This window comes from Xanthomonas arboricola pv. populi (genome assembly GCF_002939945.1).
Classification (GTDB): domain Bacteria; phylum Pseudomonadota; class Gammaproteobacteria; order Xanthomonadales; family Xanthomonadaceae; genus Xanthomonas; species Xanthomonas arboricola_A.
In genome coordinates this window covers 55476-77796 of record NZ_MDEB01000009.1, presented here as the reverse complement: position 1 = coordinate 77796, position 22321 = coordinate 55476, and the positions used below count along the sequence as shown (strand labels likewise).

At 67.8% G+C, this 22321-nt stretch carries 20 protein-coding genes and 1 pseudogene; 6 read left to right on the top strand and 15 right to left on the bottom strand.

Annotated elements, in window-relative coordinates; translation table 11 throughout:
* Positions 1-182: 182 nt before the first annotated feature.
* Positions 183-959, bottom strand: coding sequence for an SDR family oxidoreductase (locus XaplCFBP3123_RS19150; protein WP_024938534.1), 777 nt, complete (start codon positions 957-959; stop codon positions 183-185).
* A 105-nt stretch (positions 960-1064) separates the two neighbouring features.
* Here XaplCFBP3123_RS19150 and XaplCFBP3123_RS19145 point away from each other — a divergent pair, with 105 nt between their 5' ends.
* A complete protein-coding gene (locus XaplCFBP3123_RS19145; RefSeq protein ID WP_047127474.1) occupies positions 1065-1280 on the top strand; it encodes a hypothetical protein in 216 nt (71 codons plus the stop codon).
* A gap of 81 nt (positions 1281-1361) precedes the next feature.
* On the opposite strand, the gene XaplCFBP3123_RS21565 is transcribed toward XaplCFBP3123_RS19145, so the two are convergent.
* From XaplCFBP3123_RS21565 to XaplCFBP3123_RS19125, 5 genes are all read right to left on the bottom strand, one after another.
* Positions 1362-1535, bottom strand: a complete 174-nt coding sequence (locus tag XaplCFBP3123_RS21565; RefSeq protein WP_172453387.1) for a hypothetical protein — start codon at positions 1533-1535, stop codon at positions 1362-1364.
* Between the two features lie 24 nt (positions 1536-1559).
* Entirely contained in the window at positions 1560-3461 is a 1902-nt protein-coding gene (gene sppA, locus XaplCFBP3123_RS19140; RefSeq protein ID WP_104535470.1) for a signal peptide peptidase SppA, read from the bottom strand.
* A gap of 84 nt (positions 3462-3545) precedes the next feature.
* On the bottom strand, positions 3546-4922 hold the full coding sequence (locus tag XaplCFBP3123_RS19135; RefSeq protein ID WP_104535469.1) for an MATE family efflux transporter: 1377 nt from the start codon (positions 4920-4922) through the stop codon (positions 3546-3548).
* Between the two features lie 385 nt (positions 4923-5307).
* Positions 5308-5910: a DUF3106 domain-containing protein gene (locus tag XaplCFBP3123_RS19130; protein WP_104535468.1), complete on the bottom strand. Its 603-nt coding sequence runs from the start codon at positions 5908-5910 to the stop codon at positions 5308-5310.
* The gene (locus XaplCFBP3123_RS19125; protein WP_104535467.1) at positions 5897-6934 is read right to left on the bottom strand and encodes a hypothetical protein; all 1038 of its coding nucleotides are present in this window, start codon (positions 6932-6934) and stop codon (positions 5897-5899) included. Before XaplCFBP3123_RS19125 ends, XaplCFBP3123_RS19130 begins: the two co-directional genes overlap by 14 nt.
* A gap of 471 nt (positions 6935-7405) precedes the next feature.
* Here XaplCFBP3123_RS19125 and XaplCFBP3123_RS19120 point away from each other — a divergent pair, with 471 nt between their 5' ends.
* Positions 7406-9628: a primosomal protein N' gene (locus XaplCFBP3123_RS19120; protein ID WP_104535466.1), complete on the top strand. Its 2223-nt coding sequence runs from the start codon at positions 7406-7408 to the stop codon at positions 9626-9628.
* 242 nt (positions 9629-9870) lie between these two features.
* Here XaplCFBP3123_RS19120 and XaplCFBP3123_RS19115 read toward each other — a convergent pair whose 3' ends face one another.
* The 3 genes and pseudogenes from XaplCFBP3123_RS19115 to XaplCFBP3123_RS19105 all read right to left on the bottom strand — a co-directional run bounded on the left by XaplCFBP3123_RS19115 (position 9871) and on the right by XaplCFBP3123_RS19105 (position 11275).
* On the bottom strand, positions 9871-10533 hold the full coding sequence (locus XaplCFBP3123_RS19115; RefSeq protein ID WP_429001641.1) for a glutathione S-transferase family protein: 663 nt from the start codon (positions 10531-10533) through the stop codon (positions 9871-9873).
* Positions 10530-10742 (bottom strand): annotated as a pseudogene (locus tag XaplCFBP3123_RS19110) (OST-HTH/LOTUS domain-containing protein); the annotation flags it as partial. The pseudogene XaplCFBP3123_RS19110 and the gene XaplCFBP3123_RS19115, both read right to left, overlap by 4 nt.
* A gap of 20 nt (positions 10743-10762) precedes the next feature.
* Entirely contained in the window at positions 10763-11275 is a 513-nt protein-coding gene (locus XaplCFBP3123_RS19105) for a hypothetical protein (protein WP_104535464.1), read from the bottom strand.
* A 118-nt stretch (positions 11276-11393) separates the two neighbouring features.
* Here XaplCFBP3123_RS19105 and XaplCFBP3123_RS19100 point away from each other — a divergent pair, with 118 nt between their 5' ends.
* Positions 11394-12686: an NAD(P)/FAD-dependent oxidoreductase gene (locus tag XaplCFBP3123_RS19100; protein WP_104535503.1), complete on the top strand. Its 1293-nt coding sequence runs from the start codon at positions 11394-11396 to the stop codon at positions 12684-12686.
* Positions 12687-12738: 52 nt separating this feature from the next.
* Complete coding sequence (locus XaplCFBP3123_RS19095; RefSeq protein ID WP_104535463.1) at positions 12739-13353, top strand: trimeric intracellular cation channel family protein; 615 nt, start codon at positions 12739-12741, stop codon at positions 13351-13353.
* Between the two features lie 137 nt (positions 13354-13490).
* On the opposite strand, the gene rpoH is transcribed toward XaplCFBP3123_RS19095, so the two are convergent.
* From rpoH to rhlB, 6 genes are all read right to left on the bottom strand, one after another.
* Positions 13491-14366, bottom strand: coding sequence for an RNA polymerase sigma factor RpoH (gene rpoH, locus XaplCFBP3123_RS19090; protein ID WP_024938885.1), 876 nt, complete (start codon positions 14364-14366; stop codon positions 13491-13493).
* Between the two features lie 198 nt (positions 14367-14564).
* Entirely contained in the window at positions 14565-15290 is a 726-nt protein-coding gene (ung, locus tag XaplCFBP3123_RS19085) for a uracil-DNA glycosylase (protein ID WP_104535462.1), read from the bottom strand.
* Positions 15287-16129 (bottom strand): response regulator, encoded by an 843-nt coding sequence (locus XaplCFBP3123_RS19080; protein ID WP_172453386.1) that lies wholly within the window; start codon positions 16127-16129, stop codon positions 15287-15289. The genes ung and XaplCFBP3123_RS19080 overlap by 4 nt, the downstream gene beginning before the upstream one ends.
* A gap of 8 nt (positions 16130-16137) precedes the next feature.
* Positions 16138-17088 carry a permease-like cell division protein FtsX gene (ftsX, locus tag XaplCFBP3123_RS19075; RefSeq protein ID WP_104535461.1) on the bottom strand — a complete coding sequence of 317 codons (951 nt, stop codon included), beginning with the start codon at positions 17086-17088 and terminating at the stop codon, positions 16138-16140.
* A complete protein-coding gene (gene ftsE / locus XaplCFBP3123_RS19070; RefSeq protein WP_016903688.1) occupies positions 17085-17771 on the bottom strand; it encodes a cell division ATP-binding protein FtsE in 687 nt (228 codons plus the stop codon). Before ftsE ends, ftsX begins: the two co-directional genes overlap by 4 nt.
* A gap of 75 nt (positions 17772-17846) precedes the next feature.
* Complete coding sequence (gene rhlB, locus XaplCFBP3123_RS19065; protein ID WP_104535460.1) at positions 17847-19565, bottom strand: ATP-dependent RNA helicase RhlB; 1719 nt, start codon at positions 19563-19565, stop codon at positions 17847-17849.
* A gap of 198 nt (positions 19566-19763) precedes the next feature.
* On the opposite strand from rhlB, the gene trxA reads away from it, so the two are divergent.
* Together trxA and rho are read left to right on the top strand one after the other, a co-directional pair.
* Positions 19764-20105 carry a thioredoxin TrxA gene (gene trxA, locus XaplCFBP3123_RS19060; RefSeq protein WP_005923050.1) on the top strand — a complete coding sequence of 114 codons (342 nt, stop codon included), beginning with the start codon at positions 19764-19766 and terminating at the stop codon, positions 20103-20105.
* Positions 20106-20322: 217 nt separating this feature from the next.
* On the top strand, positions 20323-22200 hold the full coding sequence (gene rho / locus XaplCFBP3123_RS19055; protein WP_104535459.1) for a transcription termination factor Rho: 1878 nt from the start codon (positions 20323-20325) through the stop codon (positions 22198-22200).
* The last annotated feature ends 121 nt before the right edge of the window (positions 22201-22321 follow it).

The window sequence follows — 22321 nt, the reverse complement described above, 5'->3', positions numbered from 1 at the left end:
AGTTGGCAGGCGCGGTGCATTGCGCCGCGGCGCACGCGGGCATCCTCGCTGTCGCCAGCCTAGCGTGCAGGCGCAGCTGGCAAAAACCTAGAGGAGTGGCGCGCCGATGGGCCGGCGCATGTCTGCGCATCTTCCGATGCCATGCATGGGCACTGTCCGCGTGACCATGCATGCATGGCGTGTCAGAACCCGTAGCGCAGGAAGCCGCCATCCACTGCGATGCATTCGCCGGTGATGTAGCTGGCTGCCGGCAGGCAGAGGAAGCCGACGGCGGCGGCCACTTCTTCCGGTTCGCCGATGCGGCGCATCGGAGTGCGCTCGATGACCTGCTCGTAGTAATCCGGATCCGACAACGGCCCGGAGGTGCGACGGGTGCGGATGTACCACGGCGCCACCGCGTTGACGCGGATGCCGTCTTCAGCCCATTCCACCGCCAGATTGCGCGTCATCTGCTGCAACGCGGCCTTGGTCATGCCGTACGGCGCGCCGCTGCGCACATGGGTGATGCCGGAGACGCTGCCGACATTGACGATCGCCGAAGCCGCGTGGCGGGTCAGCAGCGGGTGCGCATAACGCGACAACTCGAAGGCGGCGAACACATTGGTTTCGAAGATGCCGCGCCACTGGTCTTCGGTGTAATCGATCGCCGCGCGGGTGATGTTGCCGCCGGCATTGTTGATCAGCAGGTGCAGGCCATCGGCATGGTCTTCCACCCAATCCAGAATCGCGCGCCGCTCTTCATCGTCGGCCACATCGGCGGCCAGCCCATGCAGCTCGCGCTCGGGAAATTCCTCGGCCAACTCGTCGCGCGCCTGCGCCAGCGCATCGGCATCGCGCGCCACCATCAGCAGATCCGCGCCAAAGGCCAGCAATTCGCGCGCGATGGCAAAGCCGATGCCGGCGCTGGCGCCGGTGATGAGCGCGGTCTGTCCATCCAGCCGCCAACGGTGGGTTGTCACGTGGGTAATCCTCTTTCAAGACGCAGGAAACGGCCCCCGCAGCGCGATTGACGCATGCCTGCGGCCGAGCGTTAGGATACCGCCACCCCGAGCGAGGTCACGACGATGAAACGGCATTGGATTCTTGCGACCAGCCTGATGCTGCTGCTGGGCGCGTGTCAGCGACCGCAGCCTGCACCCACCGAGCAGAAGCCCGAGCCGCAGGCCACCGCCTTGCGCGACCACATCCAGCAGCCGTTGAACAAGGCGCACGCGGTACAGGCGGCAAGCGATCAGGCCGCAGACGATCAACGCAAAGCGATCGATGCGGCCACGCAGTAACCGAAGCCTGCTGTCTGAAGCACGCGCGTTTCTGTCCAGGCAGCAACTGCGCGTGCGCGCATGCGATTGAGCGCAAGGCGATCACTGCATCTGCGCGCACGGCACACACGCGTGCGTTCGCTCGACCGATGGCTGATTGCCTGTGATCGCGGCGCCGTGCGTTCTGCCATTTTTGCGCTGCTGGCGCGCCCGCATCGCTGCATCGCCTGAGCGCAGACACGACAACGCCGGCACAAGGCCGGCGTTGTCGATCATCCATCACGTTGCAAACCTGCCGCGTCAGAAGCCGCAGAAGCAGTACGCCAGCGACTTGACCGGGGTGCCGCCCGCCTTGCTGTCGTGCACGGCGTCTTCGACGAAGCGCAGCTGCGTGTCCACTTCCGGCAGCGAGCGCGCCAGCAATGCACGTGCCATGCCCGAATCGCCCAGCATCCAGGCACCCATGCGGCTGCCGGCAAATCCGCTCATGAACTGCGAGAACGGCGTGGCCGGCTTTTCCACGTAGCGCACGCGGAACTTGCTGCGGCTCAGCTTGGCGCGGTCGGCCGCATCGGCCACCGCTTCGGACATGCCGCCGAACGCGTCCACCAGACCATGCTGCCTGGCCTGCGCACCGCTCCACACACGGCCGCGTGCGACCTTGTCGATGGCGTCCACCGACTGGTGGCGCGCCTGCGCCACCTTGCCGGTGAAGTCGGCGTAGCCCTTGTTGATCACCGCCTGGATCACCTGGCCGGCGGCCGGGTCCAGCGGACGGGTGATGTCGAAGGCGCCGGCAAACCGCGTGGTGCCCACGCCATCGGTGTGCACGCCGATCTTGTCCAGCGCGCGGGTCAGGTTCGGCACCATGCCGAAGATGCCGATCGAGCCACTGATGGTCGACGGGTCGGCATAGATGCGATCGGCGTTCATGCTGATCCAGTAGCCGCCCGAAGCGGCCAGATCGCCCATCGACACCACCACCGGCTTGCCGGACTGCTTGAGCGCAACCACCTCGCGACGGATCTGCTCGGAGGCGAACACTTCGCCGCCGGGCGAATCCACGCGCAGCACCACCGCCTTGACCTCGTCGTCGTCGCGCGCCTGACGCAGCAACGCGGCGGTGGACTCGCCACCGATGCGGCCGGCCGGCTGCTCGCCGCCGCTGATCTCGCCGGCGGCCACCACCACGGCCACCTGCGGGCGGCTGTCCATCGGCGAGCGCTGCGCCTGCAGCTGGCTCAGATAGTCGTTGAAGCCGATGTTGCGAAAGCCGCTGTCGGCATCGCTGTCGGCCACGCCGCGCTTGGTCAGCAACGCATCGACGTCCTCGCGGGTCTTGAGCCCGTCGACCAGCTTCTGCTGCAGCGCGAACTTGGCCAGATCGCCACCGGCGGCGGCCACGCCCTCGGGCAACGTGTCGATACCGGCGGTCAGCTGCGCCGGGCTGAGCTTGCGCGCGTTGCCGACATCGGCCAGGTAGCGCTGCCACACGTCATTCATCCAGAACAGGTCCGCTTCCTTGGCATCGGCCGACGCGGCATCGAGGATGTACGGCTCGGCGGCGGATTTGTACTCGCCCACGCGGAACAGATGCACGTCCACGCCGAGCTTGTCCTGCAGGCCCTCGCGGAAATACTGCCGATAGCGGCCAAGCCCTTCCAGCAGCACGCTGCCCATCGGATCCAGATACACCTCGTTGGCCTGCGCGGCCAGCAGGTACTGGCCCTGGCTCATGCTCTCGCTGAAGGCGACGATCTGCTTGCCGGAGGCGCGCAGCTTCTGCAATGCCGCGGCCACTTCGCGCTGCGAGGCGAAACCGGAGGGCTGAAACTTGTCCAGGTTCAACACCACCCGCTCGATCTTGCGGTCCTTGCCGGCCGCCTCGATCACCCGCACCAGGTCACGCAGCTGCACTTCCTCGGCGCTCTTGTCGCCGACCGCCTTGGCCAGCGAGCGGCTCACCGGATCGGCGCTGAACTGCTCGACCAGCGTGCCTTCGGGGTTGATCACCAGGGTGGTGCGCTCGGCCAGCGGCTTGGTGCCGTCGCCCCGCGCGATCGCCACCACGAACAGCAGCAGCATCAGGAACAGAAAGCCGAAGAACACCAGGTTGAAGATCAGCCGCCGGGTGAAATTCATCACATCCCACAGGCCGACGAAGAAACTGGCGATGGGACTGCGACGCACGGGGTGGTTCATGGAAAACTCCGTCGAAAGACGCTGCATACAATTCAATGGTGTCCAGCATACCGGCTGCGCGGCGCGCGCGGCATGCGCTGGAAGTCAGGGGGGCGCGCCGGCGGTCAGCCGCCGGCTGGTCTGCCGGAAGCGCAAGCCCATCAGGACCGACGCCACGGTCAGGCCCAGAATCAGGCCGATCCACATGCCTTGCGGTCCCCAGCCCAGCCCCAGGCCGAGTCCGGCGCCGATCGGCATGCCGACACCCCAGTACGAGAACATCGCCAGGAACATCGGCACACGGGTGTCCTTGAGCCCACGCAGCGCGCCGCTGGACAGCACCTGGATGCCGTCGGGAAACTGGAACGTGGCGGCAAACAGCAGCAGCACCGAGGCCAGCGCCGCCACCGCCGCATCGTCGGTATAGACGCTCACGATGGCATCGTGGCCCAGCAACAGCACGCTGGCCGACAAGGCCTGGGTGCCCAGCACGATGGCGTAACCGGCCCAGGCCGCACGCCGCATGCCGAGCGGATCGCCGCGCCCGACCGCATGCCCGACCCGCACGGTGGTCGCCTCGGCCACGCCCATCGGAATCATGAAACACAGTTGCGCGACGTTGATCGCAATCTGGTGCGCGGCCGCTTCGGTGGAGCCGAGCCGGCCGATCAGCAAGGCGGTGACGATGAACAGGCCACCCTCCATCAGCACGGTGATGCCGATCGGCAGACCGGTGCGCAACAGATCGCCGATCGCCCGCCAGCGCGGCCCCTCGCAATGGGCGAACAACTGCAGATGCGCAAAGCGGCGCGAGCGCCACAGATACAGCGCAAATACGCTGGCCTGCACCCACATGGTGATCGCCGAGGCCATGCCCAGGCCTTGCGCACCGTGCTCGGCAACGCCCAACTTGCCGTAGGTCAACGCATAGCCCAGCGGCGCCAGCACCAGCAGGCCGCCAAAACCCAGCAGCATGGTCGGCAGGGTCCAGTGCATGCCCTCGCTGAGATAGCGCATGCAGAAGTAGAACGTCAGCGCCGGCCCACCCCAGCGCACCGCATGCAGGAAGTCGGTCGCGCCCGGCACGATGTCCGCCGCAATTCCGAAGGTGGGCAGCAGCGGCGGCACCGCGCTCAGGAACGCGAACATCACCGCGCCCAGTCCCAGCGACAGCCACAGGGCCTGGCGGAACAGCGGGCCGATCTCGTGCTCGCGGCCGGCACCGCGCAGTTGCGAAACCGAGGCGGTCAACGAGATCAGCGTGCCGATCGGCACCAGCATCGGCAGCCACAGCAGCGAGGTGCCGATGGTGACCGCCGCCAGCGTGGCGGTGCCGTGGTGGCCGGCGATGACATTGTCGACAAACCCGATCAGGCCGGTGGAGACGTGGCCGAGCACCAGCGGCAATGCGAGCAGGCCGGTGGTGCGCACTTCCGCGGCGAAGCGCGGCGTCGCGGAGGTGGGTGCAGAAGAGACAGACATGAAAACCGATCGCTGCGCGGACTACGGCCGTGCCGGGAGGCGCTGGCACCGGGTCGCGTGGGGCCGCTATCTTACCCGGACTTCCCAGAGGGGCCGTTGGGTCGCCGGGAAGACCACCGCAAGCCTGGAACGCGCGGGGCGGGAGGTGCGCGGCGGCGAGCGGCCGTGGTGGCTGGTCATCGGGCCCGAATGCCTGGGCTTGAGCGGGGTCGATGTCCTGGTCGTGCCGATCGCCACTTCGCACACGCATTGCCGAGGCGGCAGGCACGCACGCCCTCGGTTCGGTGTCTGGCCCCGGTGCGCGGCATCGAGGATGGCCCCCGAGGACGTATGGAGACAACGCCAGTGCAGGGTTACTGCAAGGGCGCCATCCCGCCGCTGCCGGCTACCGCGCCAGCTGGCGCTTCAGCCAGGCGCTGCGCGTTGCCGGCGCCTGCGCAAGCAGGGCGTCGCGCAAGGCATCGCGCTCCTGCGGCGGGGTGCGTTGTGCCAGCATCGCCAATTGCTCCAGTTGCCCGGCATCCAGGCTGCGCAGCGCCGCCAGCAGCGTGTCGCGCTGCGCTGGCGGCACGTAGCCGATCAAGGGCTGCAACTGCTGATAGAACGCGCCCAGCTGCGAGCCCAGGCGCCAGCCATCGCGCTGCAGGCGGTCCATCGCGGTGAACTGCGTGCGCAGCGCGCGCTGCTGGTCTTCGGGCAAGCCATGCAGACGCTCACGTGCCTGCCGCAATACCACCCGGTCGGTGGCGGTGAGCCCTTTCCAGGCCGCATAGCGGGCGCGCAGCTCGGCCCGCTGCGCAGGCGTCAATGTGTCCCAGCGCGCGCGTTGCTGCGCGGCGTTGGGGGTCGCGGCAGTGGAGGTCGCGGGCGTCGGAAGGCCGGACGGCGCGCTCGCGTGTCCTTCCTCCAACGGCGCCGGCAGGGTTTGCGCCGCGGCCATGCCGACCGCGGCGAACACCAGCAGGCCGCACCACTTAATTGTCGTCATCGACGGTCTCCAGGGCGGCGGCAGGCTGGTCGGCGGCGGTGGCATGCGCGCCGGATTCGTCGGCCGGCACCGGATGGCCCGCCGCATACCAGGCGTAGAAATCGGCCGAACGCGCCAGTTCCAGGTCCGGGTCGGCCAGCATCGCCTGGTCGCGCGGATCCAGGCCGGGGTTTGCCACCGCGTCCGGCAGGTCGGCGGCGGGAAGGTCTTCCACCAGCACTGGCGCGGCATCGGTGACGTGCAGCACGCCGGCCGGGGCCTGCGAGACCGGGTCGGGCGGCAGCGTCGGCCGGCGATGTGTCCACCACCAGCCCAGCGCCGCGAGCAGCAACGCCAATGCCAGCACGGCCAGCACGATGCCGGCGTGGCGGCGATCGATCCGCGGCCAATGCCACTGGCTGGCAGGACGGTTGCGCGGTGCGGCCGGGCGGCGCGACTCGGCGGCGGCAGCCACAGGCGCGGCCGCGACAGGCTGCAGCGGCATGCCTGCCAGGGCCGACTCGCGGAGCTGCGCCAGCCGGCTGACCTGCGCCGGGGTGAGGTCGCGCAACTCCTGCTGGGCTGCCTCGGCCAGCACCCGCCAGGCCTGCGCGTCCGGGTTGCCGGCCGCATCGCGTGGGCAGGCACGGGCCAGCGACTGCCGATAGGCCGCCGCCTCGATGCCTTGCACCTCGCTGGCAGGCGCTTCTTCCAGCCCGGCCACGATGCGCAGCAGCAGCGCCAGGCGATCGGCGGTCTGCATCCGCCCCAGTGCGGTGAACGGCGGCAGCCAGGTCCCGGGCATGGGCTCGCGCCGCAACGGCGGAGCGGTCGCCAGCAGGCTCCAGAAGCGCATCGGCCAGCCGGCCATCGGGCGACTCGCCGCCTGGCTGCTGAACGCCCGCAACGCCGCCGCCAGGGCCCGTTCGGCCGCCGTGACATCGCCACATTGCAGTTGTGCGAGCACCAGACCCCGGCGTTCTACACCGCGCAGGAACGCTGACAGCGCGGCAGGGGTGACGGGGGCGTCGGGGACTACGGTCATGGGAGCTCCAGCATCGGCCGGCATGATACCGACGCAATCGCCCCCCCGCCGATGGCTTGACAGATCGACCCGGCTGCGCTGCGCACCGGTGCCACCGACCGCTGTCGCCCACGCGGGTTGTGCACAGCGGCAGACATGCCGATACGCAGGCGTCTGTCAACTGTTGATTTTTCTTTGTTGCATTCGTGTTTCACGCCTAAGTTATTGATTATTATCGCTTTAAGCCGATTGGCGAAAAAATGTCCAACAGGTTGCAGAGGCTAGTGAATCCGCCTTCAGGGCGTGGAGCACGAGACTAATTCACAGGTTTATCCACAGCCAGTGTGGATAAACCCGTTTCCTTAACCCTCACATAGGTTTACGTCGGATTTATCACTTCCGTCACACAAACGCGTCGTAAGCCGATGCGCCGGTACGAGGGCGATCGATCGGCGTCTGCCGGGTACCGGACAGGGTCGGTAGACTGGCCGGATGTCTTCGACCGTCGCCACCCTGCGCGTTGCCCTGCCGGTGCCGCTGCCCCAACTGTTCGACTATCTGCCTCCGGCCGACGCTCCGCTGACCGACCCGGCGCGGGTCGGCTGCCGGGTGCGGGTGCCGTTCGGGCCGCGCGAGCTGGTCGGGGTGGTGGTGGAGATCGGGCAATTGGCGTCGGCCGAGGGGCTGCGCCCGGCGCTGGCATGGTGCGACGACGCCCCGCTGCTGGTCGACGAGCTGGCCCGTTCGCTACAGTGGCTGGCGCGTTACACCCACGCCCCGCTGGGCGAAGCCCAGTCCAGCGCCCTGCCCGGCCCGCTGCGCCGCGGCGAGCCGCTGGCCGATACCCACGCCTGGGCCTGGCAGCTCACCGACGCCGGGCGCACCGGCGCCGCCAGCCTGCGCGCCGGCAGTCGCCCCGCCTTGCTGGCCACCCTGCTGCTGGCCGGTACGCTGGGCGAACAACAGCTGGACCCCTTGCTGCCGCAATGGCGCGAGGCCGCACGCAGCCTGGCCAAGCGCGGCCATGCCGCGCGCGTGGCGGTGCCGGCCGACAGCATCCCGCCCCGCCCCGGCAGCGGCCCGCAGCTCAACGACGAACAGCAGGCGGCCGTCGACGCCATCCGTGCGCAGAGCGGTTTTGCCACCTATCTGCTCGATGGCGTCACCGGCAGCGGCAAGACCGAGGTCTACCTGCAGGCAATCGCCGACTGCCTGGCGGCCGGTCGCCAGGCGCTGGTGCTGGTGCCGGAGATCGGCCTGACCCCGCAGACGCTGGGGCGCTTCCGCGCCCGCCTGGGCGTGCCGGTGCACGCGCTGCATTCGGGCCTGTCCGATGGCGAGCGCGCGCGGGTGTGGGCGGCGGCCTGGCGCGGCGAGGCCAAGCTGATCGTCGGCACGCGCTCGGCGGTGTTCACTCCACTGCCCAATGCCGGGCTGATCGTGATCGACGAAGAACACGACGGCAGCTACAAACAACAGGACGGCATCCGCTATCACGCCCGCGACTTCGCGCTGGTGCGCGGCAAGGCGCTGGATGTGCCGGTGATCCTGGGCAGCGCCACGCCGTCGCTGGAAAGCCTGCATAACGCCTATTCCGGCCGCTACCAGCATCTGCGCCTGTCGCGCCGGGCCGGCGAGGCGCGTCCGCCGCGCGTGCGCGTGCTCGACGTGCGCAAGCGCCCGCTCAAGGACGGCCTGTCGCCGGAAGTGCTGGCCGGCATCGGCGCGACCCTGGCGCGCGGCGAGCTGGTGCTGGTGTTCAAGAACCGCCGCGGCTATGCGCCGGTGCTGCTCTGCCACGACTGCGGCTGGACCGCCGCCTGCCAGCGCTGCAGCACGCCGCTGCACCAGACCCCGATGACCGTGCACGCCGGTGGCCGGCGCCTGCAATGCCACCACTGCGGCGCGCGCCAGCCCGCACCGCTGGCCTGCCCGGCCTGCGGCAGCCTGGCGCTGCAGCCGCAAGGCATCGGCACCGAGCGGCTGGAAGAACGCCTGACCGAAGCGTTCCCGGAGTTTCCGGTGGTGCGCATCGACCGCAGCACCACCCAGCGCCGCGATGCGCTGGAGACCCAGCTGGCGCGTCTGGGCAGCGCCGCCGGCATCCTGGTCGGCACCCAGATCCTGGCCAAGGGCCACGACCTGCCACGGCTGACCATGGTGGTGGTGGTCGGCATCGACGAAGGCCTGTTCTCGGCCGACTTCCGTGCCGCCGAAAAACTCTCCCAGCAGCTGATCCAGGTAGCAGGACGCGCCGGGCGGGCCGACCGCCCCGGCGAGGTCTGGCTGCAGACCCATCACCCCGAACACCCCTTGCTGCAGACCCTGGTCAACGGCGGCTACCACGCCTTCGCCGATGCCGAACTGCAGCAGCGCGAAGCCGCGGGATTTCCGCCGTTCGCGCATCTGGCGCTGTTCCGCGCCGAGGCCAAGGACGTGGCGGCGGCCAACCAATTCCTGATGGCGGTGCGTGGCCTGACCGCCGCAGACACCACCGCGCAATCGCCCGCGTTTGCCGCAGTGGAATGCTACGGCCCGATGCCGGCACCAATGCCGCGCCGCGCCGGTTTCCAGCGCACGCAGTTGCTGTTGTCCGCGCAACAGCGTTCGGCGCTGCATCGTCTGCTGGACGCGCAGCTGCCCGCGATCTACGCGCTACCGCAGGCGCGGCGCGTACGCTGGTCGCTGGATGTGGATCCGATCGATCTGTATTAGTGCCGGCGTATCGCACGCGGGGTGCTGCAGCCAGACCCACGTTGCGCGCTGTACCCAGGTTTTGTAGGAGCGTCCCTGGGCGCGACGCGGCGTTACCGCCAATGCCCTCGCGCCCAGGTGCGCTCCTACAGGAAACGCGAGCTGCCTGGCGGCGCGATGTACAAGCCCACGTACTTGCGTGAGATCGGCGGCGCGTGTGGTGCCGGCCATGAACCACGCGGGCCTGAGCAGAAGCTCGACACTCAGGTCAGCGCGGTCATCACGCCACGCCGGTAGGCAGGCCGTGCGCGCAGGCGCTGGTACCACGCCTGCAGATGCGGCAGCTCGGGCCGCGCGATCGGCATTTCGAACCAGGCGTAGATGAAGCTGCCCAGCGGAATATCGCCCATCGCAAATTGCGCGCCGGACAGATACGGCTGCTGCGCCAAGGCCGCATCCGCGCGTGCGAGCAGTTCGCCCGAGCGCGTCAGTGCCGCGGCGATGCGCGCAGGATCGCGCTCGGTCTCCGGTGTGCGCAGCACGCCCCAGAACAGGTCGCGAAACACCCCCGCAAACGTCGAGGTAGTCCAGTCCATCCAGCGATCGCCCAGCGCGCGTTCGGCCGGCGCCTGCGGATACAGGGCCGGCGCATATTGCGCGGCCAGGTAGCGCACGATCGCATTGGACTCCCACAGCACCAATTCGCCATCCTGCAGCGTCGGCACCAGACCGTTGGGATTCAACACGCGATAGGCGGGCGTGTCGTTACGACCGAACGCACCGCCGACTTCGATCGAGGTGTACGGCAGCCCGGCTTCTTCGGCGCACCACAGCACCTTGCGCACATTGCTGGAATTGCGCCGCCCCCATAGCGTGATCGAGGCGTTTCCTGCAGCCGATTGCGTTGCAACGTCAGCCATCGTCATTTCCCCGCTGCCGGTTTGGGCGTCGTGCGCGCCGGACGCTTCGCAGTGGAGGCCTGCGTTGCGACAGCGGCCGCCGGCTGCCCCGCTTTCGCCCGCCCGCCCTCGGGCGCATCGCGCGCCCACAAAGCCTGCTCGTCCTGCTCGATCTCGAACAGGCCGATCGCACGCACCAGGTCGCTGAGTTTGCGATAGCCGTAATTGCGCGGGTCGCCGGGAGTGTCGAGCATGGTCATTCCTCGAAGGTGTCGGCAGAGTCGGGGTCGGTGTCGGGGTCGGTGTCGGCGGCATCGGCCGACGGCAGCGTATATTCGCTGCCATCGTGCATGGTCAGCACGCCATCACTCAGGATCTCGCGCTCGGACCCGCCGCTGACCCAGGTGGCATGCACGCGGCCGCGGCCGCGATCGCCCTCCACCGTAAACACGAAATCGTCGTCGCCCGGCGCCAGACCGGTGCGAACCAGATCCACGCGCATCGTGTGGATCCGGCCGATCTGTTCCTGCACCACCGCATCGTCCTGCAGCGCGGCACGTGCCTGATCGGCAAACAGCGACCAGCCGAAAACGATCAGCCAGCCGAGCGCGCCCAGTATCACCATGCCGAACAGCACCACGCAGGCCGCCAGCCCGATCAGGCCGAGCGTGACGCCACTGCGTCGCTTTCCGGGCGCACGCGCGAGAGCCGGCGCCATCGCGGGCGAAGCGGATGACGGTGGCGGCAACGGTGGCGGTAATGCCGGCATGCGGTCACCAGGTCGATGAGATGCGACATGATGCCGCAGGCGGGCCGCGTTCAGGCGTCATATTCATTGACGATGCGGCATGCTGATGAGCCCGCGTCGCATTCCATCGGACCTGACGATGACTTCATCCCCCTCCCAAGCTCCGCTGCACCTGGTTGTGGTTGGTGGCGGTTTTGCCGGCTTATGGGCCACCCGCGCGCTCGACGATCCCGGCATCCGCATCACCCTGATCGACCGCCAGAACCATCACCTGTTCCAGCCGCTGCTGTATCAGGTCGCCACCGCCGGCCTGTCGGCACCGGATATCGCCGCGCCGCTGCGTCACATCCTGCGTGAACAACGCAACGTCGAAGTGCTGCTCGGCGACGTCGCCGAAATCGCACCAGCCCGCCGCGAGGTGGTGCTCGCCGACGGCAGCACGCTCGGCTACGACATGCTGCTGCTGGCCACCGGCGCCACCCATGCCTACTTCGGCAACGATCAGTGGGCCGAGCATGCGCCCGGCCTGAAAACGCTGTACGACGCGCTGGTGTTGCGGCGCAAGTTGCTGCTCGCCTTCGAACGTGCCGAAGCCGAATCCGACCCGGCCGCACGCGCGGCCTGGCTGAGTTTTGCGGTGGTCGGCGGCGGCCCGACCGGCGTCGAGCTGGCCGGCACGCTGGCCGAAATCGCCCGCCACACGCTCAAGAACGAATTCCGCCATATCGACCCGCAGCAGGCACGCGTGCGCCTGGTCGAAGCAGGCCCGCGCGTATTGCCCTCGTTCCCGCAGGATCTCACCGACAAGGCGCGCAAGCAGCTTGAGCGCCTGGGCGTTGACGTGCACACCGGCACGCCGGTTACCCATATCGATGCGCTGGGCTATCAGCTCGGCGACACCTTCGTGCCTGCACGCACGGTGGTGTGGGCCGCCGGCGTGGCCGCATCGCCGCTGGCGCGCACGCTCGGCGTGCCGCTGGATCGCGCCGGCCGCGTGCTGGTGCAGCCGGACCTGAGCGTGCCTGGCCATCCGGAGATCTTCGTCGGCGGCGACCTGGCCTCGATCCAGCAGGACGGCCGCCCGGTGCCTGGTGTGGCACCGGCAGCAAAGCAGATGGGCAAGCACATCGCCAAGGCGATCCGCGCCCGCCATCGCGGTCAGCCTACACCGGCCTTCCGTTATCAGGACTACGGCAACCTGGCCACGATCGGCCGCATGGCCGCCATCGTGCATGTCGGCAAGCTCAAGCTCTCCGGCATCGTGGCCTGGTGGTTCTGGCTGGCCGCGCACGTGTACTTCCTGATCGGTTTCCGCAACCGCTTCGTGGTGCTGGTGAACTGGGCGATGGCGTACTGGAGTTACCAGCGTGCCGCGCGCATCATCTTCGGCGGCGCTACCGACGACCCGCCGCCCAGCAGCAAGGACGGATGACAGCGCCACAGGCCGTACGCGATGCTGTGCGGCCTGATGCGACGGTCTGATCGTGACCACTCTCCTGTTCCTGCTGGATCTGCTCGGCACCTTCGTGTTCGCCCTCAGCGGCGCCACCGTGGCGGTGCGCAATCGCCTGGATCTGTTCGGCGTGCTGGTGCTGTCGTGCGCGGCGGCGGTGTCCGGCGGTATCGTGCGCGATGTGCTGATCGGCGCCACCCCACCGGCCGCGCTGGTGCATCCGCAGTATCTGCTGGTCGCCTGCCTGGCCGGCGTGGCCGGTTTCTACTGGCATGCGGCGGTGGAACGGCTGCGCAATCCGGTGCAGTTGTTCGACGCGGCCGGGTTGGCGCTGTTTGCGGTCTACGGCACCAGCAAGGCCCTCGACTACCAGCTCAGCCCGCTCAGCGCGACCTTGCTCGGCATGCTCAGCGGCATCGGCGGCGGCATCGCGCGCGATCTGCTGGTGGCGCGTACGCCGGTGGTGCTGCAGGCCGAGCTGTATGCGGTCGCCGCGCTGGCCGGTGGCGGCCTGGTCGCGATCGGGCACGTGCTCGCGGTGCCGCAGGCCTGGTCGCTGGCGACCGGTGCGCTGGTCTGTTTCGGGCTGCGTTTCATGGCCATCCGCTACGGCTGGCATCTGCCGGTGGCGCGCCTGCCGGAATAGCGCGGCCGGCCGCAGTGCGTGGTCGATCACCGGTGGACAACCACGCGTCTTCAGAATCGAGGCATCACCAGCGCCGCACATGCAAACGGCCCGGAAAACCGGGCCGTTCGTGCAACACTTGGTGCATGATCGAATGATCAGGCCACGAACAGTGCCTTCATCTTCTTCAGCGCATTCGCCTCGATCTGGCGGATACGCTCGGCCGACACGCCGTACTCGTCGGCCAGCTCCTGCAGCGTCACCTTGGAGTCGGAATCCAGCCAGCGGCGCTTGACGATGTCGCGCGAGCGCGTGTCCAGACCGGCCATGCCTTCGCGCAGCAGCTGCAACTGGTTATCTTCGCTGTCATGACGCTCGTAGGCCTGCGACGGATCTTCGTCGTTGGCCACCAGGTAACTGACCGGCGACGGCGGGCCGTGATCATCGTCTTCGTCGGACGACGCATCGAAACCGATATCGCGACCGGACAGACGCGACTCCATCTCCATCACTTCGCGCTCGGAGACGTTCAGATCCTTGGCGACCGCAGTCACTTCGGACGCATTGAGCCAGCCCAGACGGGTCTTGGACTTGCGCAGGTTGAAGAACAGCTTGCGCTGCGCCTTGGTCGTGGCCACCTTGACGATGCGCCAGTTCTTCAGGATGAACTCGTGCATTTCGGCACGGATCCAATGCACCGCGAAGCTGACCAGACGCACGCCCATTTCCGGGTCGAAGCGCTTGACCGCCTTCATCAGGCCGATGTTGCCTTCCTGGATCAGGTCGCCCAGCGGCAGGCCGTAGCCATTGTAGCCGCGGGCGACGTGTACCACGAAGCGCAGGTGGGAATGGACCAGCTCGCGCGCGGCGTCCAGATCCAGCTCGTCACGGAAGCGACGGGCAAGATTCTGTTCCTCATCGACCGACAGCACCGGGATCTGGTGCACGGCACCGATGTAGGCGTCCAGCGAACCGAGCGCACTGGGAATCGGGAGATTGTTTGCCACTAGGGCAGTCGAGGTGATCTGGTTCATAGGGCACCATCTTAGCAGTCGAACTATTGGACTGCCGGGTACAGGAAGAGTTCCCAGCATTCTATTTACAGGACGTTCGGGCTTTCGGCATTGCCGTCGTTCCACGGCGCAGCTCCCGAATTCGGCTCTTAAGCTACCACCGCCGTCCTGCGCAGACCGTGACAAAGACGCCGCGAAACGGACCGACGCCAGTACCGTTCAGCCGCTGGCCGAGGTGGTGTCCAGCGCGTTGCGCGGCGGCAGCGACCAGTCGATCGGACCGAGCCCACGGCGCTGCAGGTGCTCGTTGGTCCTGGAGAAGTGCTGGCAGCCCAGAAAGCCGCGATGCGCCGACAACGGCGAGGGATGTGGGGCCTTGAACACGCGATGACGCGCCTGGTCGATGACCTTGCCCTTGGACTGCGCGTAACTGCCCCAGAGCAGGAACACCAGGCCTTCGCGCTCGCGGTTGAGAGTCTCCACGACATGGTCGGTGAAGCCTTCCCAGCCCTTGTTCTGGTGCGCGCCGGCACGGCCCTGCTCCACCGTCAGCACCGCATTGAGCAGCAGCACGCCCTGGCGCGCCCAGGGCATCAGATAGCCATGGTCCGGCCGCGCGATGCCCAGGTCGTCCTGGATCTCCTTGTAGATGTTGAGCAGCGACGGCGGCACCGGCACCCCGGGCAACACCGAGAAACACAGTCCATGCGCCTGGCCTTCGCCGTGATAGGGGTCCTGGCCCAGGATCACCACCTTGACCTGCTCAAACGGGGTGGCGTCGAAGGCCGCAAAGATCTGCGGGCCCGGCGGGAACACCCGCGCGCCGGCTGCCTTGCGCTGACGCAAGAACGCCGAAAGCTCCTGCATCTCCGGGCGCAGCAGCCAATCGCCTACCCGCGCCTTCCACGACGGTTCCAGTTGGATACGCGTTTCCACTTCGGTCATAGCGTGACAGCCTGATCCTCGAGCCGTGCCAGGCGCAGCTGGAACAGCACCTTGGTCACCAGCAGACGTTCTTCGATGGGTTTTTGCACCAGGTCGTTGGCGCCGGCGCGCAGCAGCTCGGACTGGTTGCGCGGATTGGTGTCGCCGGTCATCACCAGCACCGGCAGGCGGCGCTTGCCGTAGGCGAAGTCGATGCGGATGCGCTCGACCACATCGCGGCCGTTGAGCTCGCCTTTCAGGGTGACGTCGGTCAGCACCACGTCGATGCGGCGCTCGGTGCGGCCCAGCGATTCGGCAGTCAGCAGCGCAAAGGCGTCCTCGGCGGTGAGTACGTGGATGACCTTCAGGCTCTGCCGCTCGAGCATGCGCTTGGTCGCCTCGGCCACCACGCGGCTGTCCTCGATATACAGCACGGTCGCGCCGATCACCGGCTCGGGCTGCACATAGCCGCGGATGAAGGTCGCCAGGGCCTCGTGGCCCAGCGCCTTGTCGAAGTAGTCGGTGACGTACTCGGTGAAGCGACGCTCCACCAGGTGCTGCTGCGCGTCGCCGGAGACCACGATCACCGGCACATAGGCCTGGCCGGCCGCTTCGCGCACGCTGCGCGCCAGCGTCAGGCCGTCGCCGTCGGGCAGCGACAGCGAGGTGGTGACCAGATCCACTGCACCGGCTTCCAGTGCCTGGCGCGCTTCGGCGATGCTGGCGCAGCCGATCACCTGCACGTTGGGCAGATCGCGCTGCAGCACGTCGGCGATCAGCTTGCGCACCAGCTTGGAGCCATCGACCACCATCACGCGCGGCGCGGCGCTGATCAGGTGCTTGAGATCCGGTGGATGCATGGCGGGCCTCAGGTCTCGGTGGGACGGGTCTGGCGAAGGAAATGGCCAGTCACCAGCCAAGCGCCCAGCCAACCCAGGACCAGGGTGCCGACCAGCACCATCGCAGAATGCAGCAGATCCAGCCCGTGCAGGGTAAAGGAACTGCCGTAACTGTCGGCCAGGATCGCCAAGGGCGCGCGCAGCGCCAGCCCGGAGGCGGCGATCAGCGCCAGGGCCACAGCGCCGGCCCCGAGCCCGTACCAGGCACCCAGATACAGAAACGGACGCCGGATGAAGCCATCGCTGGCGCCCAGCAACTGCAGCACGCCGATTTCCTCGCGCCGCGACTGGATGTCCAGCCGCACCGTATTGCCGACCACCAGCACCGCGCCGACACCCAGCAGTGCCGACAGCACCTGCACCAGCCGCTCGCCGAAATGCAGCCAGCCATCCAGGCGCTTGCGCCACAGCGCGTCGTGCTGCACCTGGTCGGCCTGCGGCAAGGCCTGCAGCGCGCCGGCCAGCTGCGCATCGTCGGCCGTCTCGGTGGGCGTGACGATCAACAGCGTCGGCAGCGGATTGTCGCCGAGTGCGTCGATCGCCTCGTCGAGCTTGGCGCTCTCGCGCAGCTCGGTCAGCCCCTGCGCCGGCGTGCGCAGCGTGACCTGCGCAACGTCCGGGCGCGCGCGCAGTTCGCCGGCCAGCGCCTGCGCGGCCTCGGCGCCGATCTCGACCTTCAGGAACAGGTTGATCTCGCGCGACTGCTGCACGCTGCCGGCCAGCAACTTGACGTTGTCCAGCGCGATCGACAACCCCAGCGGCAAGGCCAGCGCGAGCGCCATCACCACGATGGTCAGCAAGGTGGCCCAGGGCTTGCGCATAGCACGGCCCAGGCTGAAGGCGATGCTGTGCAGATGGTGGTCGATCCACACGCCGAACCGCGAGGGGGCGAGGGCTTCGGTATTGGCGGGCTTGCTCATTCGGCCAGATCCTGCGGCGAGATGTCGTCGACCAGGCGGCCGTGATCCAGGATCAGCACGCGCTTGCGCATCTGCTTGAGCAGGGCCAGGTCATGGCTGACCACCAGCACGCTGGTGCCGCGCGCGGGCAGCTCGGCGAACAACTGCATGATTTCCGCGGCCAGCGCCGGATCCAGATTGCCGGTGGGCTCATCGGCCACCAGCAGGCGCGGTTCGCCGACGATGGCGCGGGCGATGCCCACGCGCTGCTGCTCGCCGGCCGACAACTGCGACGGCAAGGCCCGCTCGCGATGGGCCAGCCCGATCCGCTCCAATGCCGAGCGCACGCGCTTGCCGATCTCGGCACGCCGGGTGCCGCGCAGGATCAGCGGCAACGCCACGTTCTCGGCGATGCTGCGGTCGTTGAGCAGGCGATGGTCCTGATAGACCGCACCCACCTGGCGACGGTGCAGCGGAATCTGCCGGCCGCGCACCTTGAGCAGGTTGCGTTCGCCCAGCAGCACCGCGCCCTGGCTGGGCCGCTCGCTGAGGTGGATCAATTTGAGCAGGGTACTTTTGCCGGCGCCGGAGTGGCCGGTCACGAACAGCATCTCGCCATCGGCCACTTCGAAGCTGACATCGGTCAGCGCCTGGTGGCCACCGGCGTAGTGCTTGCTGACGTTGTCGAAACGCAGAACGGTCATCCAGCGATTATGCCGGAGCGCCAGCGCTTGCGTCGCATCGCCGGAGCCCGGCGATGCGACGCAGGCCGCAGACGATCAGTTGCCGGACACCAGCGAGCGCAGGCGACGACCGATACGGCTCAGCAGCGACGGGCTGCCGGACGGCTTGGCGGCGCTGCGCACCGGTTTGGCGACCACCTGGGTGGGCTTGCGCGGTGCGGCAGGTGTGGGGACCGGTGTGGAGGCCACTGCCGGCTCGGCCCCTTCGACCGGGCGGCCGTTGCGACGCCGCCGCCGCTTGCGCGGTGCGCGCTCGGCATCGGCCACGATGGTGGAAGGCGCCTCGACCGACGCCGCAGCAACCACCGGCGTTTCGGTCGGCGCAGCCGCTGCCGGGGCGTCGCCCTCCACCCGCGGCTTGCGACGTGGACGCGGCTTGCCATCGGCAGTGGCGCCGTCGCGACGACCGCCGCCACTGCCGCTGCGCGATGCGCCGCCCGGGCCGCTGCGACCACCGCCGCGACGCTGTTCTTCGGCGGCCCGCTGCTCGCGCGCCTCGCGGAAGATCGTGCCCACGCTGTCGCCGGCGTCGTCATCGGCCTCTTCGCCTTCCACCGGCGCGCGCGCGGTGCGCGGCAGCGGCGTCAGCAGCTCGGAGGTCACCGGTTCGACCGGGATCTTCTGCTCGATATAGGCCTCGATATCCGGCAGGCTCATCGCATAGCGCTCGCAGGCGAAACTGATCGCATCGCCCTCTTCGCCCAGCCGCGCGGTACGGCCGATGCGGTGCACGTAATCTTCCGCATCGAACGGCAGGTCATAGTTGTAGACGTACTTGACGCCGTCGATATGCAGGCCGCGCGCGGCCACGTCGGTGGCGACCAGGATTTCGAGCTGGCCCTTCTGGAAGCGGTTGAGCAGCGACTCGCGCTTCTTCTGCGGCACGTCGCCCGACAGCACGCCGACCCGATAGCCATGCCGCTCCAGCGTACGCGCCACCCGCTCGACGAACGCCTTGGTATTGACGAACACCATGGTGCGCGCGCCTTCGCTACGCGACAGCAGGCCCAGCAGCAGCGTCTGCTTTTCTTCGTCGGAGGGGAAATAGATGCGCTGGCGCACCCGTGCGGCGGTGATGGTCTCGGTTTCGACGACCAGCTTTTCCGGCTCGTTCATGTGCTCGTAGGCGAGCTCGAGCACGCGATGGCTGAGCGTGGCCGAGAACAGCAGGGTCTGCCGGGTGCCGCGCTCGGGCATGCGCCGCAGCAGGAAGCGGATGTCCTTGATGAAGCCCAGGTCGAACATGCGGTCGGCTTCGTCCAGGACGCAGATCTCGCAGGCGTGCAGCGAGACCACCTTGTGCTGCTTGACGTAGTCGATCAGCCGGCCCGGGGTGGCGATGATCACGTCCACGCCCTGCTGCAGCAGCTCGCGCTGCTTGTCGTAGTCCACCCCGCCGTAGACCAGCGCAAAGCGCAGGCCCAGGTCGGCGCCGAACTTGACCGCATCCTTGTGGATCTGGATCGCCAGCTCGCGGGTCGGCGCCAGGATCAGCGCGCGCGGGTCTTCCGGCTTGCGGTCGGCCAGCGCCGGGCGGATCAGCAGGCGGTTCATCACCGCCACCAGGAACGCCAGGGTCTTGCCGGTGCCGGTCTGGGCCTGGCCGGCGACGTCGCCGCCTGGCAGCGCGACCGGCAGGGTCAGCGCCTGGATCGGGGTACAGCGGGTAAACCCGGCGCTCTCCAGCCCGGTGATCAGCGCCGGATGCAGGTCGAACGTGGAAAAAGTCAAATCGGTCAGCGGTTTGTCGCTCATTATTCCGTCTTCGTGAGGCGCCCTGGGCAGCCCGGGCGCGGCTTGCATCGATGCCGACAGCGTCGCAAACTGCGGCTGTTGTGGCGGACAGCGCGGCTTCAGGACTGACACTTGATTCAGTCGCGCAATGCCCCAGTTTAACGCAATGTAGCGGCCTGCCCGTTCGGGCGGGCCGTTTTGGTTTCCAGGAGACCCAACGTGAGCGACAAGGTTCAACATGTCGGCGATGCCGACTTCGATACAGCAGTACTGCAATCCGGCGAACCGGTGCTGGTGGATTTCTGGGCCGAGTGGTGCGGACCCTGCAAGATGATCGCCCCGGTGCTGGACGATCTGGCCGATACATACCAGGGCAGACTGAAGGTTGCCAAGGTCAATGTGGACCAGAACCGCGCGCTGGCCATCAAGTACCACGTGCGCTCGATCCCGATGCTGTTGCTGTTCAAGGACGGTCAGGTGCAGGCCACCCAGATCGGTGCAGTTGGCAAGGGCCAGCTGACCCAGATGATCGACAAGACCCTGGGCGGCGCGGCCGCCTGAGCGAGTGGGCGTCCAGCGATGGGCGCCCCGTGACGAGCCAGCAGTTAAACCCTGCTCCGGCAGGCGCTTGCGCGGTTGCGCGCAGCGGTGATAGTGTCAGTCGATCCGGAGCACGTTCGTGCGCCGACGTACCCCTCTAGAAACCTCTTCTAGACTCCCATCACCTAAAGTTCGCCCCCCAGCCGGGCGCTCGCACTCTTAGCGAGGAATCACGCACTTGTCCGATCATCCTTCCTCCGATACCGGGAGCAGCGTCGACGCTCCTGTCGAGAAGCGCGTGCGCAAGCCGCGCGTGAGCAAGACCGCCGCTGCCACCGACGATGGTGGCGCGCAGCAGCCCAACCTGCCCTTGCCCGCCAGCCCCGCACCCGACGCTCCACGTGCCCCGCAGGCACCGTCGCATGCTGCCGACCCGGCACCGATGCAGACGTCCGGCGATGGCACCTCCTATGCCGGTAACGCCCCCAGTGCCAATCAGGGCAACCAGGGCGGCGACACCCATGGCGACTCCCGCGAGGGTGGCCAGACGCAGCAGCAGCGCTTCAATCAGGCGCAGCAGCAGCAGAACCAGAATCAGGCGCAACACCGGGGTCAGGGCCAGTCCCAGGCGCAAGGCCAAGGTCAGGACCAAGGTCAGAATGGCGGCCAGAATCCGCAAGGCCAGGGTCAAGGGCAGAACCAGCAGGGCAACCGCCGCGACCGCTTCCGCAACCGCCGCGACCGTGGCCGCGACCGCTTCGGCAACGAGGGGGGTGGTGGCATGCCGTCGTCGGATGGCAGCAACGAGCCGTTCATCGCGCGCCCGCACCCGGCCGTGCCGGAAGGCTTCCCGGTCTACTCGCTGAGCGATCTCAAGCGGATGCCGGCGCAGAAGCTGCTGGATATCGCCGACCAGCTCAACATCCAGGAAGGCGTGGCGCGCGCGCGCAAGCAGGACGTGATCTTCGCCCTGCTCAAGGTGCTGACCCGCCACGGCGAAGGCGTTGCCGCCGACGGCGTGCTGGAAATCCTGCCCGACGGCTTCGGCTTCCTGCGTGCCGCGGAAGCCAGCTACCTGGCCGGCCCGGACGATACCTATATCTCGCCCAGCCAGATCCGCCGCTTCAACCTGCGCACCGGCGATCACCTGTCCGGCCGCATCCGCTTCCCGAAGGACGGCGAACGCTATTTCGCGCTGTCGATCGTCGACACCATCAATGGCGAGCCGCTGGAAGCCAGCAAGAACAAGGTGCTGTTCGAGAACCTGACCCCGCTGTTTCCGCGCCGGCGCTTCCGTCTGGAGCGTGGCGATGGATCGACCGAGGACATCACCGGCCGCATCCTGGATCTGATGGCGCCGCAGGGCAAGGGTCAGCGTGCGCTGATCGTCTCCCCGCCCAAGGCCGGCAAGACCATGATGATGCAGCAGGTGGCCACGGCCATCACCAGCAATCATCCCGAAGTGCACATGATCGTGCTGCTGATCGACGAGCGCCCGGAAGAAGTGACCGAAATGCAGCGCACCGTACGCGGCGAGGTCATCTCCTCCACCTTCGACGAACCGGCCGCGCGTCACGTGCAGGTCGCCGAGATGGTGATCGAGCGCGCCAAGCGCCTGGTCGAGCACAAGAAGGACGTGGTGATCCTGCTCGACTCGATCACCCGCCTGGCACGCGCCTACAACAACGTAGTGCCCAGCTCCGGCAAGGTGCTCACCGGTGGTGTGGACGCCAATGCGCTGCACCGTCCCAAGCGCTTCTTCGGTGCGGCCCGTAACGTCGAAGAAGGCGGCTCGCTGACCATCATCGCCACGGCGCTGGTGGAAACCGGCAGCAAGATGGACGAGGTGATCTACGAAGAGTTCAAGGGCACCGGCAACAGCGAAGTGCATCTGAACCGTCGCATCACCGAAAAGCGCGTGTATCCGGCGATCGACATCAACCGCTCGGGCACGCGTCGCGAAGATCTGCTGATCGAGCCGGAGCTGCTGCAGAAGATCTGGATCCTGCGCAAGCTGCTGCACCCGATGGACGAAATCGCGGCGATGGAATTCCTGTTGGACAAGATGAAGACCACCAAGTCCAACGACGAGTTCTTCAGTTCGATGAAGCGCTGACGCGGTCGGCATTGTCGATACAAAAAAGCCCCGCATTGCGGGGCTTTTCTGTGGCCGCGGCGTTTGTGTGTCCGTATAAGTCCTCTTTATCCTCCGCCCCACGCATGTCTTCATTGGACGG